Origin of the sequence: Colwellia sp. 6_MG-2023 (genome assembly GCF_030547765.1) — a bacterium.
Lineage (GTDB): Bacteria > Pseudomonadota > Gammaproteobacteria > Enterobacterales > Alteromonadaceae > Colwellia.
This window is the reverse complement of the sequence record NZ_JAUOPP010000001.1, coordinates 162,243-175,455: the sequence shown is the minus strand read 5'-3', so window position 1 is coordinate 175,455 and position 13,213 is coordinate 162,243. Positions and strand designations below refer to the sequence as shown.

Annotated in this window: 9 protein-coding genes; 3 read left to right on the top strand and 6 right to left on the bottom strand. The window is 38.4% G+C overall.

What is annotated here, in order from left to right; translation table 11 throughout:
* Positions 1-5: 5 nt before the first annotated feature.
* The 3 genes from Q4503_RS00775 (at position 6) to recG (ending at position 3,296) form a co-directional block, all read left to right on the top strand.
* Positions 6-398 carry a RidA family protein gene (locus Q4503_RS00775; protein WP_215971899.1) on the top strand — a complete coding sequence of 131 codons (393 nt, stop codon included), beginning with the start codon at positions 6-8 and terminating at the stop codon, positions 396-398.
* A gap of 81 nt (positions 399-479) precedes the next feature.
* Positions 480-1,187, top strand: a complete 708-nt coding sequence (gene trmH / locus Q4503_RS00770) for a tRNA (guanosine(18)-2'-O)-methyltransferase TrmH (RefSeq protein ID WP_215971758.1) — start codon at positions 480-482, stop codon at positions 1,185-1,187.
* Positions 1,188-1,208: 21 nt separating this feature from the next.
* Positions 1,209-3,296 (top strand): ATP-dependent DNA helicase RecG, encoded by a 2,088-nt coding sequence (recG, locus tag Q4503_RS00765; RefSeq protein ID WP_303601126.1) that lies wholly within the window; start codon positions 1,209-1,211, stop codon positions 3,294-3,296.
* A 332-nt stretch (positions 3,297-3,628) separates the two neighbouring features.
* Here recG and Q4503_RS00760 read toward each other — a convergent pair whose 3' ends face one another.
* From Q4503_RS00760 to gorA, 6 genes are all read right to left on the bottom strand, one after another.
* A complete protein-coding gene (locus Q4503_RS00760; protein WP_215971756.1) occupies positions 3,629-5,140 on the bottom strand; it encodes a DUF3360 family protein in 1,512 nt (503 codons plus the stop codon).
* A gap of 328 nt (positions 5,141-5,468) precedes the next feature.
* Positions 5,469-8,282 (bottom strand): DNA polymerase I, encoded by a 2,814-nt coding sequence (polA, locus tag Q4503_RS00755; RefSeq protein ID WP_303601125.1) that lies wholly within the window; start codon positions 8,280-8,282, stop codon positions 5,469-5,471.
* A 643-nt stretch (positions 8,283-8,925) separates the two neighbouring features.
* Positions 8,926-9,330: a hypothetical protein gene (locus Q4503_RS00750; protein WP_215971754.1), complete on the bottom strand. Its 405-nt coding sequence runs from the start codon at positions 9,328-9,330 to the stop codon at positions 8,926-8,928.
* A 75-nt stretch (positions 9,331-9,405) separates the two neighbouring features.
* Positions 9,406-10,689 (bottom strand): glycerophosphodiester phosphodiesterase family protein, encoded by a 1,284-nt coding sequence (locus Q4503_RS00745; RefSeq protein WP_303601124.1) that lies wholly within the window; start codon positions 10,687-10,689, stop codon positions 9,406-9,408.
* 290 nt (positions 10,690-10,979) lie between these two features.
* Positions 10,980-11,444, bottom strand: a complete 465-nt coding sequence (locus Q4503_RS00740) for a hypothetical protein (protein ID WP_303601123.1) — start codon at positions 11,442-11,444, stop codon at positions 10,980-10,982.
* 260 nt (positions 11,445-11,704) lie between these two features.
* Entirely contained in the window at positions 11,705-13,075 is a 1,371-nt protein-coding gene (gene gorA / locus Q4503_RS00735) for a glutathione-disulfide reductase (protein ID WP_303601122.1), read from the bottom strand.
* Positions 13,076-13,213: the final 138 nt, after the last annotated feature.

The window sequence follows — 13,213 nt, the reverse complement described above, 5'->3', positions numbered from 1 at the left end:
GAAATATAATGAAAAGCATCATTTCAACAACTCAAGCACCTAGTGCTATTGGTACTTACAGCCAAGCAGTAAAAGTCAACAATACCGTTTATTTATCAGGACAAATCCCACTTATCCCTGAAACCATGGAAGTTATAGAAGGTGGCTTTAGCGAACAAACCGAGCAAGTATTTAAAAACCTGTCAGCAGTATGCGAAGCAGCAGGCGGCTCTATTAATGACATGGTAAAAGTAAATATTTTTATGACCGACCTAAGTAACTTTGCGACGGTTAATGAAATTATGGCAACATATTTTCAAAAGCCTTACCCAGCACGTGCGGCTATTCAAATTTCAAAACTACCAAAAGATGTCGAGATTGAAATCGATGGGATTATGGAATTGCCTAGCTTAAGCTAAGATATTATTTATTAATCAAAATTTAACCTAACCGACAAAATATCGTCCGTTTAGAATTACCACTTTATTATTTGAAAAACTATGACTCCAGAAAGACTTCAACGTATTAATACCATGCTAGATAAACGCCAACCAGACCTTACTGTTTGTATGGAAGGTGTGCATAAAACCCATAATCTAGCAGCTGTTGTGCGTACTTGTGACGCCGTTGGCGTAAGCGATGTACATGCTGTATGGAAAAGTGAAGAAGCAGAAGTCCGTGGTGGTAGCGCCGCTGGTAGTCAAAACTGGATTGATGTCCATAATTATCATCAAACCGCAGAAGCTATTGCCGCTTTAAAAGCACAAGGTATGCAAGTGCTAGTTACTAATTTGTCTGATACTGCCGTTGATTACCGTGAAGTTGATTATACTAAACCAACTGCAATTATTTTAGGGCAAGAAAAATTTGGCGCATCACAAGCTGCGCTTGATTTAGCTGATCAGGATATTGTCATTCCAATGGTTGGCATGGTGCAATCTTTAAACGTTTCTGTTGCTTGTTCAGTTGTCTTATATGAAGCCCAACGTCAAAGACAAATGGCTGGCATGTATGATACACCTCGGTTGAGTAATGAAAGACGTCAACGTACATTGTTTGAAGGTGGGCACCCAATTTTTGCTGAAGCTTGTCAACGCAAAGGCTTACCTTATCCTGAAATAGATATTGAAGGACAAATTATTGCTGACGACGACTGGTGGCAAAAAATGCAAATGAACAAAAAAGCTTGGCAACATATTGATGACTAAACACTAGAAACTGTCACTATAATGGAAGCACTTACTCAATTATCACAAGTAGCCCTATCTACTCTTAAAGGTGTAGGGCCAAGTATGGCAGCTAAACTTGAAAAACTCGGTTTGCTGTCAGTGCAAGATCTATTATTTCATTTGCCACTGCGTTATGAAGATCGCACAAGAATAAGCACTATTCGAGATTGCTTGCCTGGTACACATACCAATATTATTGGTGACATCACTGATAGCCAAATCACGCACGGCAAACGCCGTATGTTAGTGGTAACTTTAAACGATGGCACAAGTGATATTCAACTTTGTTTTTTCAGTTTTTCTGCCAGTCTAAAAAACAGCCTTAGTATAGGTCGAACCATTCGCTGCTATGGTGAAATAAAACGAGGGCCACGCGGTTATCAAATAGTACATCCTGAATACAAATCACTTGATGACGATAGAACGCTAACCCCAGCAGAGGAAACCTTAACACCGGTTTACCCTACAACTGACGGTTTAAAACAGATATCACTTCGTAATTTAACCGATCAGGCACTTATTCGCTTACAACGTGGGCAAGTAGAAGAGTTATTACCAACAACATTGTTTGACGAAAAGTATTCTCTCGCACAAGCACTCGCCATTATTCATCGTCCACCGCCAGAAGCTTCTACTAGCGAACTTGAAAACGGTAAACATCCGGCACAGGTTAGGTTAATTAAAGAAGAATTACTCGCTCATAATTTGAGTATGTTAAAGCTAAGACAAAACAGTGACGTTCATCAAGCAATTGCTATTAAAGATAATAAAAAAATAGCGCAAGCATTCTTAAAAACCCTGCCTTTTTCACCGACTAATGCCCAATCACGGGTAGTAAACGAAATAAAAAATGATTTAGCCAAAGCACAGCCTATGATGCGGTTAGTACAAGGTGATGTTGGCTCAGGCAAAACGCTTGTTGCAGCGTTAGCTGCACTCGATGCAATCAAACAAGGCTACCAGGTTGCTTTAATGGCACCTACAGAGATTTTAGCCGAGCAACACGCCATTAACTTTGCTAATTGGTTTAACCCCTTATATGTCTCTGTCGGTTGGTTAGCAGGAAAAACCAAAGCTAAAGCAAGACGCTTAGCATTAGAAAAAATTGCCAGTGGTGAAATGCAAATGGTGATTGGCACCCACGCCCTTTTTCAAGCCGAGGTGATTTTTAATAAACTAGTACTGATTATTATCGATGAACAACACAAATTTGGCGTGCATCAACGCTTATCCTTACGAGAAAAAGGCGTATTTGATAACAACTACCCTCATCAACTTATCATGACAGCCACGCCTATTCCTAGAACCTTAGCCATGACTGCTTATGCTGATTTAGATACCTCAGTTATTGATGAATTACCCCCTGGTCGTACTCCTATCAATACCGTTGCTCTACCCGACACACGGCGAGATAATGTAATTGAACGTATACGCGAAGGTTGTGTTAACGATAATCGCCAAGCTTATTGGGTATGTACACTAATTGAAGAATCGGAAGTTTTACAATGCCAAGCAGCCGAAGATACCGCTATTCATTTACAAGAACAATTACCTGAATTAAAAGTAGGCTTAGTTCATGGCCGAATGAAAGCCGATGAAAAACAAGCAGTGATGGATGACTTTAAAGCAGGTAAAAGCCACCTCCTTATCGCAACAACCGTCATTGAAGTTGGCGTAGATGTACCAAACGCTAGCTTAATGGTGATAGAAAACCCTGAACGTTTAGGTTTAGCACAACTACACCAACTAAGAGGGCGTGTAGGGCGTGGCTCTGTCGCTTCTCACTGTGTATTACTCTATAAAGCCCCTCTTTCTAAAACAGCGACCAAACGTTTAGCCGTACTAAGAGAGAGTAATGATGGTTTTGTTATTGCTGAAAAAGATTTAGAAATTAGAGGGCCCGGAGAATTACTTGGTACACGTCAAACAGGCTTAGCTGAATTGAGAATTGCTGATTTAATACGTGATGGCTACCTGATTCCTGACATTAAACAAAAAGCTTACTTGTTATCACGCCAAAATCCTGAGTGTGCTCAAGCACTTATCCAACGTTGGCTTGGTAATAAAGAGCGTTATTCAAACGCCTAAAAATACCTACTTATCGCCATTTTAATCAATTTATTTCCCACTCTAAGTGCTGCTAAGAGAGCCCGCCACACATAATTGAAAAAGACTTCACCTTAACTTCAACGTTAGCTTAAGACTTAGTGCTTAGAAAGGCTGTTTTAAAACACAAAAAATGCCAACCTATTAATAGATTGGCATTTTCTCAATAACTAGTTGTTCTAATTATTCAATAAATAACGATATAGTTGGTAATTTTAACAAGTAAAAATAATCACATGATAAAAACTTGCAAATTAATTTAAAAATTTTTAGCACAGCCAAAAAATTTAGCTGTGCTTCAATGTTCAAATAAATTAGTGGCGGAAACTAGGAATTAAAGCAGGAATACCCGGTAGCAAGCCTACCAAAGCCATTACTGTCGTTAATAAAACAAACATCACACCTGGAATAATCCAACGGTTCATTTTACTTAGTTCCGAACTACGCTCTTTACACCCAATCAAGCCAAGGTTATCAAGTAATATAGTAAGTGCCCAACCAAAAGCAGGGTTAACAAGTGCAGAAGAGAATACAACGATTGCCGCTGATTGAGTCGTTTTACCTTCACGCGTCATTTCCATGCCAGCTTCAAGCAACGGGATGAATACTCCTACAATTAATGCAACACACAGCACCGGTTGCCATATTGCTAAATCCATAGGATACCCCCAAACACCCGCAATTACACAGAACAAAGCGGTTAGTAAAGCACCAGCAGGGATTGGGCGTTTAGCAATAGCAGCAGGTACCATATAGGTACCCCATGATGAAGCAAAGTTAGCGCCACCTAAAATAGAACCGAATGTTTGGCGAATAGAGGCACTTACCATAGTATCATCAATATTCATTTGTACTTTTTCAGTACGCTCTGGATAACTAATTTTTTGGAATACTTGGTGACCCAAGAAGTCAGGAGACCACATAGCTACCGCTAAAATAGCAAATGGTAGTACAACGATAAAGCTTTCTACCGTTGGTAAACCAAGCATCCAACCGGTATTCTCGCCCCACCAATACATTGGGTTCATGTTTGGTAAACCAGGGCTAGTGACAAATTCAAAAGGTGCGCCTAAAGCAAAAGCAAGCGTGCCACCTAGTATGCAGCTCAATGGTACTGCTAACCAACGTTTTCCTTTATGTTCAAGTAATGCATACAATAGAATAGTACTAAAAATGACCACAAAAGGAATGTGCGTCATACCAATGTCTTCACCCCAAGCGAACATTTTCTTCACTTGTGAAATTGTGCCTACAAACCCAAGATACAGTAATAGACCACCACAAACCCCTTTACTCGTTAGGTTTGCCAGCATACTGCCGCCTTTACTAATAGCCAAAATCAAACCAAATACACCAATGAGCAAACCAAACGCCATCGGGTGACCACCAGCAGCAACCACAATAGGAATAAGAGGAATAAGAGGGCCATGAGTACCAGCTAAGTTAGCCGTAGGCAGTAAAAAACCGGAGAAAAGAACAATAAAAATAGCTGCAATTAACAACTCATAACGTACGTTTTCTAAGACAAAACCGTCACCAAGTCCAAGAGGGGCAGCAAATGTTGCAGCAATTGCACCCACCATAACCACTTTACCAATAGTAGCGGCCATTGCCGGTATACTATCTTCTAATTCAAATCGATAATCTCTAAAAGGCAAATTAGGTCGCCAGCGTTTAGGTGACATAATTTGTAATTCGTGTTCTAAGTATTCTTCTCGAGTATTAAATGACGAACTAGGTTTGTGTTGTTGCTCGTAATTCAGTTCATCGGCTTTTATTGGGGGTTGTGTTTTCTTATCGGGTATGGATTTAGACGTTTGGTCCATTGTTTTTCCTTTGTTCACGAACTAGAGAGAGTGCTAATGCATTTAAGCCCGATATCCTATATCAACATGGTTATTATTGCTAACAACAATAGCCAAAAAAACTCAATCATTAGTCGTAGTACCTAAGGAATTTGCTGCTAAAACAACCTAATTTTTACATCTGAATATTTTTTAACCTGCTTTAGCCTTCGATTATATTTTATAGGCATTAGTTATTAGTATAGATAGGATTTTTTTACTAAGAGTCGGCACAGAATGATCGACCGCAAGCGGCCGATTTTTCATAGAATACGAATATACAAGTTAAAGCGATGTGGAATAAATAAGACTAATGCGCTTCATCCCAGTTATCACCTACCCCTGCTTCAGCAATTAATGGCACGCTTAATGTTACCGCATTATTCATCAGATCGACTAATTTAGCAGTCACCTCTTCCACAATGTCTTGATGTATTTCAAAAATTAATTCATCGTGTACTTGCATCGTCATTTTTACCCGGTCATCATTTTTTTCATTCAACCACACAGAAACATCAAGCATGGCTTTTTTGATGATATCAGCTGCTGTGCCTTGCATAGGTGCGTTAATAGCAGCACGTTCAGCTCCTTTTCTTCGCATACCATTTTTTGATTTGATCTCAGGTAAATATAAACGGCGACCATATAAAGTTTCAACATAGCCTTGCTCACTAGCTTGCTCGCGAGTCTCTTCCATATATGTTAAAACACCAGGGTAACGTTGGAAGTATTTATCTTGATATTCTTGTGCCTGTTGACGGCCTATGCCTAACTGTTTTGCTAAACCAAAAGCCGACATGCCATAAATTAAGCCAAAGTTAATCGCCTTAGCGCTACGACGTTGATCCGTTGTAACCTCGTCTAATTCAACTGAAAAAATTTCTGCGGCTGTTGCTTTATGAATATCTTTACCTTCGCTAAATGCAGTCACTAAGCCTTTGTCGTTAGATAAATGCGCCATAATACGTAATTCAATTTGAGAATAATCAATAGCAACAATTTTATAGTTTGTTGGCGCGATAAACGCTTGGCGAATTTTACGGCCTTGTTCGCTACGAATAGGAATGTTCTGTAGATTAGGATCGGTTGACGATAAACGTCCAGTTGCAGTGACAGCTTGATGATACGAAGTATGCACGCGACCTGTTTTAGTGCTCACCATTAAAGGTAGCTTATCGGTATAAGTAGACTTTAATTTACTTAACCCGCGGTTTTCTAAGATAACTTTTGGTAAAGGATAATCCAACGCTAACTCTTGCAATACCTCTTCCGCAGTAGAAGGCGCGCCTTTAGGCGTTTTCTTAATAACCGGTATTTTTAATTCTTCAAATAATATTTGTTGTAATTGCTTAGGCGACCCTAAGTTAAAACTTTTTCCTGCTAGGTTATGCGCCTCAATCTCTAACTCATTTAAGCGTTGACCAATACTGTGGCTTTGTTGATCAAGTACGTCACAGTCTATTAAAACCCCCGTTTGCTCCATTTTTGCCAACACAGGCATTAATGGCATTTCAATCTCATTATAAACACTTAATTGTTCCGGTAGTTGTTCAAGCGCAGGAAAAATAGCTTGATGCAAACGTAAAGTAATATCAGCATCTTCTGCAGCGTAATAACCCGCTTTTTCAATATCTATTTGATTGAAGGTTAACTGCTTCGCACCTTTGCCTGCAACATCTTCAAACGATACCGTTTTATAGTCTAGATATTTAAGTGATAATGCATCCATATTATGTCGGGTTGCGACGCTATTATAACAATACGACTCCAACATAGTATCGAACGCCGCACCTTGTAATTGAATATCATAATGGCTTAAAACATTAGCATCGTATTTTAAATTCTGACCAATTTTTTTAATCTCAGTACTTTCTAGTAGAGGTTTTAATTGTGCTAACACCCAATCTAAATCTAATTGGTAAGGTGCATCGATATAATCATGAGCCAATGGTACATAAGCTGCTATTCCTGATTCTATCGCAAACGATAAACCTACCAACTCTGCTTTCATATAATCAACACTGGTCGTTTCAGTATCAAAAGCAAAAGCAGTGCAACCTTTAAGTTTTTCTAACCACGCATTAAAGCTGATTTTATCTAAAATAATATCGTATTTAGCATCGGAGACTTCTGTTGAAGTAACATCAACCTGATCTGCTTTACTAGTTGGTGTATCTATTACGCTATCTTTAGAAGCTTTATTAATGGCACTACTGACTACTTGCTCACTTTTACTATTACCGCTTTCTTTACCTAGATCAGCTAACAAGCGCTTTAGCTCAAACTCTTGATAAAGTGAAGTGAGTGCTTCAACGTCTGGTTCTGTTGGTTGTAATTGCTCGACACTTTGCTCTAATTCCACATCACATTTGATTGTCGCTAACAGGTATGAAAGTGGCAGTTGATCAAGTGCCTCTCGTAAGTTTTCACCTATTTTACCTTTAACCTTATCAGCATTAGCAATCACTTCATCTAGTGTGCCATGTTCAGTTAACCATTTTACTGCTGTTTTAGGGCCACACTTAACTACGCCGGGAATGTTATCAACTTTATCTCCCATCAACGCAAGATAGTCGATTATTTGATCCGGTCGAACACCAAATTTTTCACTTACACCTGCTTCATCTAATTCAACCGCTGTCATTGTGTTGATCAAACGTACATGAGGCGTGACTAATTGTGCCATGTCTTTATCGCCCGTTGAGATCACGGTTTCTATACCTTGCTCACTCGCTTGTTTAGCTAAAGTACCAATAACATCGTCGGCCTCAACTCCTGGAATAACCAATAACGGCAACCCCATAGCACTAATAATATTATGTAAAGGAGCTATTTGCGTACGTAATTCATCCGGCATTGGTGGACGATTTGCTTTATATTCAGGATATAGATCGTTACGAAAAGTCTTCCCTTTCGCATCAAAAATTACGACTACATTGCCGTTTGGGTAGTCTTTTTTTAAACTACGGATCATATTCAAAACACCAGTGATCGCTCCCGTCGGTTGACCACTCGCTGTTGATAAAGCTTGTAAATATGGAACATGATAAGCGCGGAATAAATACGAAGAACCATCCACTAGAATTAAAGGTGATAATGGTGAATTTTCTGTCGAAGTTGTCATAAGAAATTTGTCTAAACAATAATATAGCGTAAGGATGCCATAAAGCGCGCTATAGCTCTACTACACTATGACATTTGTCACAAGATGAATGTGGATAACTTTGTTAATAAGCATAAAAAAGCGCCAGAAAAGTGATTGTCACTATTCTGGTGATTATATTCATGTTAATGATTTTATTGAAAAAAGATAGGAACGAGATCTTTTTAATGCACAATATTTTTTATTTTTATTTTTGTGGATAAATAAATTTATCTACGTGACGTTTTTGATTATATAAACAGCAACCAAGCAACTAACGTCAACAGAGATTATCAGAATTCCACAGCTTTACCAGTACATTGTTAAACTTTTTTTAAGGATTTATTACCAATTAAAATAACAAAAAAATATAAGCCTTTAGTAACAAGACTTTCAAACTAACTATTAAATTTTAGCGATGAAAAATTATTTTTTATTTTCAAAAATTAACGATGATATAGGTGAGAATATAAATTTTTCCCACTTAGTCTGGATATTTTATCACGCAATTTTTCCCCATAACAGCATGATAAAATCTGTTTATACATAATACTTATTTATCGTGATAATTTACGCATTCAATTTTGCGAACCTAACCTAGCATCAAACTATCTTCAGCTTGAGACTATTGGTTGTGTACTTCACCTGTTGTCTCATTGATAAATCCGTGACAAATATAACCAATAAGTAACTTAGGCTTTTTATTCATATATAAAAAATGTTCATAGCCTATCGAAAAAGCGAAGGGACTTGCATTGTAATCTGCATAATATTGATCTCGCCCTAAGCGCGCTTCGTTAACACCTGATGCAAAACCACTTAAAAAGTCTTCTCTATTAATAAGCCTCAAACAAACCAACCCATCATCATTATGTACAAGCTCTACCACACCTTCATCTACAAACTTGTTAACAACCGATTCATTAAAATAACCAGTGTACTGCTCAGTTTCAATATCATAAGAAACAGGTGAGCCATCGCCAGCTTCCATTAGTGAGGAAAATAGCTCTCTTACTTTTTTTGAAATCATTTATTCAGTTATTCCATCGCAACATTAAAAATAAATGGGAATGATACCTTAATTCCTACAAACCTATAATTGCTACTAATCCATCGCCATACAATTTGCATAATAAGTCACCGTTGCCGGCCAATCCGAAAATACACCGACGACACCTACCTGCTTTGCTAAAACATCTAACAACACCAGTACATCAGCTTCGCTACTTATTGCCTCTGTTATGCTTTGGTAATACCAACCTCCACCATTAGCAAGCAAACCTGACCGTTCAAGTGACCACGTAATAATCTTAAGTTCTGCAGCTTTAGCGGCCTTGGCATATGGTGATGGAATGATTGTCCCTTGAGAGTCTAATGTTACTAACATCCATAAAGGCGGTGCTATATATTCAACACCTTGATTTTTTAATTCCTGCATACTAGGTACCCACGTCTTTGGGTTATCAGGATCAAAATCAGCCGCTATATTTCTTTCATCAAGAAATATAGCTTGTTTACCAAATAACGGTGTCTGCGTTATCCAATATTTTACATCCGCCAGATTAAATGATTGTGGGTACACTTGATCAGCCGGAACGCCCGCAGCTATATATTCGTTTAACATTTTTTGTGCATAATCGGCTTGACTAAAACCGTTAAAAGGCATTTTTACACTGGCAGATTTTAATTCAGGTGACATTTTAACCCCTGCTTTTTTAAACATATCGATACTTTCAGCATGCGTCATTAATGTGCCTTTGCCCGAGTACAGATCTGTTCGCCAATTTGGTGTACCCGCCAAGTATTCTTCTACCGTGGTAGCTTGGGTATTGGCACCATCCATTTTTCCTTTAAGTGTTTTAAATTGCGCTAGTGTAATATCACTAGTACAACACATAGCGCTGGCAGCAATACCATTAATTGGATCGGCTGGAGTAAAGGGCTGTGAACATTGTTTGGCAAGCTCAGGGATAGCCAATATATTTGTTGTGGTTGCTAAGTCGCATTGAGAATGACGACAGACTAAGGCTTGGTCTGAAGTAAAAGTAACATCACACTCAACTATGCCCGCCCCTGAGTCTATCGCGGCTTGATAAGACTCTCGAGTATGCTCTGGAAATAACAGCGGAGCGCCACGATGCCCTATTGAAAAATCAGAACGATAAAAGGTATTGTTTTTACACTGCTCTAATTTGGTTTTTAACTCACTGTCTTGCATTTCGTTAATTAAAAATAAGGGTCTTACCCCAACTTTAGCAACAACTTTATCCACCACATTATTGCTTACTTTATTGATAGGGCTAGTAACATGACGACTACAAGCTGTTAAAATAAAAACAACAACCAAAAAAAAAGCAGAACTGTATTTTTTAATAAACCAAGTAACCATAGCTCCCTCTATATACACGCTTCATAAAATTAATACAAAAACGTAAGGCAATATTATTTACATTCAACCAGGGTAGATGATAATTATGGCAGTTTAATGAATATTCAAGATCCTGAATCAAGTTCAGGGTGGCAGTAGAAGGTTGAGGATGAGAGTACAATATAACAGCAGGAGGCCAAGGTGAATAATGTAATAAATGAAGATACTCGATCTAATCCTTAGCACGAGTACCGCGTTGCATTTACCCTACGATGAACTGCAACGCGATGCATTACTCTTCAATAAGCTGCTTATGGCTGATATGGCAGCGAAGATTGATGTAAAATGATGCGAATTTTTCCATCTTCACATTCTTTAAAGACAAAGCTTTTGTTCACAAATATATGACTATCGTCTTCCCCAATAAAATGAACATTGCACTGCACAATGGCTAAGTCGCCGTGCATAATAAAATCTTCTTTGCTGTACCATACCTTTACCCAAGGCTTAAGCTTGAATCCACCATCGTTAGGATAATCGTTATTTCCGCCAACAAAATAAGAAAGGGCACCTTCCTTCGTTGGACGATACGTTTGTTGGCCAAATGTGAGTGTTGGCTTAAACAATACCTTCCCATTGTCGTAATCGTAACTATCAGATAGTACTTGAAGAGAGAAGGCTTTAACGTCACCACCTTCTGCATGAACTTTTCCAACTTTTACTACATTGTCGCACCAATTTTGCAGTGCAGCATGCACCATTTCTTTAGTAAACATTATGTATACCTTTCCTTTACAATATCATTTTTGAGTTCTTAATGCGGGTTATCAAATCTTAAAACAAGTTAATTTTCAGCGTAAGGCATTATTGTTTATTCAAAGCTGTGAGGATAAAAATTGTGCAATTTTGCTATGTGATCATATATTTATTCGTTTAAATAATGACTCAACGTTAATAACCGTAATGGGTGATAGCGTTTATCTATCAGAATTTGAGGTGTTTAGGCTTATCCAAGGCCTTAACACCTCATGTTCGACTAATTTAAGGTTACAAACTCTTCTGCTGATGTAGGATGAATTGCAATAGTATTATCAAAGTCTGCTTTAGTTGCGCCCATTTTCATTGCCACTGCAAAGCCTTGTAGTAACTCATCACTGCCAAAACCAATGCTATGTAAACCAACCACTTTTTCTTCAGCACCAGCACAAATAAGTTTCATACGAGTAGGGTCACGATAATCTTCCGTCACTGCTTGGTAAAGTGCTGTAAACTGTGAGTTATACACAGTGACATTCGCTTCACCATATTCTTCAATAGCTTCTTTTTCTGTTAAACCAACCGTACCAATAACGGGATGACTGAATACTACGGTAGCAATACCTGTATAGTCTAAATGTAGGTCAGGTTTGTTGTTAAACAAACGTTCACATAAACGTCGGCCTGCTGCCACTGCAACGGGAGTCAGCTGTGCACGCCCCGTATTATCGCCTACGGCATAAATACCTGGTACGTTAGTGTTTTGATATTTATCAGTTACGATGAAGCCTCGTTTATCAAGCTCTACGCCTGCAAGGTCTAAATTGATATTATCAGTTGCTGGCTCTCTACCAATAGCCCACACTACTTGCTCTACAGGGCCAATAGACTTGCCATTGGTAAGGTGTACTACCAATTGTCCGTCAGCTAATTTTTCAATACGTTCAGGTGTACTGTGATTATGTAACGTTGGACCATGTTTTGCCATTTGCTCAACTAAGGTATCACTTAGCATTTCATCAAACGTACGTAATGGTTTCTCATTTCTAACTAATAAATGTGTTTCTGTACCCAAACCATGAAAAACACCCGCTAATTCAACCGCAATATAACCAGCACCAATAACCGCGACTGATTTAGGTTGCTCTGTTAGCGCAAAAAATCCATCAGAATTAAGACCAAATTCAGCACCTTCAATGTTTGGAATTGACGGACGGCCTCCAGTAGCAATAGTGATATGATCTGCAGTATATAAAGTACCATCAACCTCTACCGTATTTTTGTCGACAAATTTAGCAAAACCTTGAATAACAGTAACATCATTAGCATCAAAACCACGCTGATAAGCAGCATGAATACGCTCAATGTAAGCTTCTCGGTTTTTAACCAAACGACCCCAATCAAAGCCGTTATTTTCTATTTTAAAATCACCTAAATTAAAACCATAATCGTGAGCATATTTTAATGCATCACTAATTTGTCCTGCATACCACATCGCTTTTTTAGGAACACAGCCAACATTTACACAAGTGCCACCTATATATTGTGCTTCTATCACCGCGGCCTTTTTACCTAATCGTGCGGCTCTATTCGCTGATGCGATTCCACCACTACCCGCGCCTATTGCTAAGTAATCAAAATGTTGTGTCATTGTATGTTCCAAAAAAAGTTAATTTATATTGCTTATGTTGTTATATCTGGGGATAAAACACAATTATTCAATTGAATTTCTCACTCAACAATAACAAATTAATCAAAAATTTGTGATGAATTGGCTGCACAATTGCCA

What these genes read in the sequence shown, in the direction of transcription:
- Q4503_RS00740 (WP_303601123.1), bottom strand. Translation starts at nt 11,444, where the DNA reads ATGTTTACTAAAGAAATGGTGCATGCTGCACTGCAAAATTGGTGCGAC.
- Q4503_RS00760 (WP_215971756.1), bottom strand. Translation starts at nt 5,140, where the DNA reads ATGGACCAAACGTCTAAATCCATACCCGATAAGAAAACACAACCCCCA.
- trmH (WP_215971758.1), top strand. Translation starts at nt 480, where the DNA reads ATGACTCCAGAAAGACTTCAACGTATTAATACCATGCTAGATAAACGC.
- recG (WP_303601126.1), top strand. Translation starts at nt 1,209, where the DNA reads ATGGAAGCACTTACTCAATTATCACAAGTAGCCCTATCTACTCTTAAA.
- gorA (WP_303601122.1), bottom strand. Translation starts at nt 13,075, where the DNA reads ATGACACAACATTTTGATTACTTAGCAATAGGCGCGGGTAGTGGTGGA.
- Q4503_RS00745 (WP_303601124.1), bottom strand. Translation starts at nt 10,689, where the DNA reads ATGGTTACTTGGTTTATTAAAAAATACAGTTCTGCTTTTTTTTTGGTT.
- Q4503_RS00750 (WP_215971754.1), bottom strand. Translation starts at nt 9,330, where the DNA reads ATGATTTCAAAAAAAGTAAGAGAGCTATTTTCCTCACTAATGGAAGCT.
- polA (WP_303601125.1), bottom strand. Translation starts at nt 8,282, where the DNA reads ATGACAACTTCGACAGAAAATTCACCATTATCACCTTTAATTCTAGTG.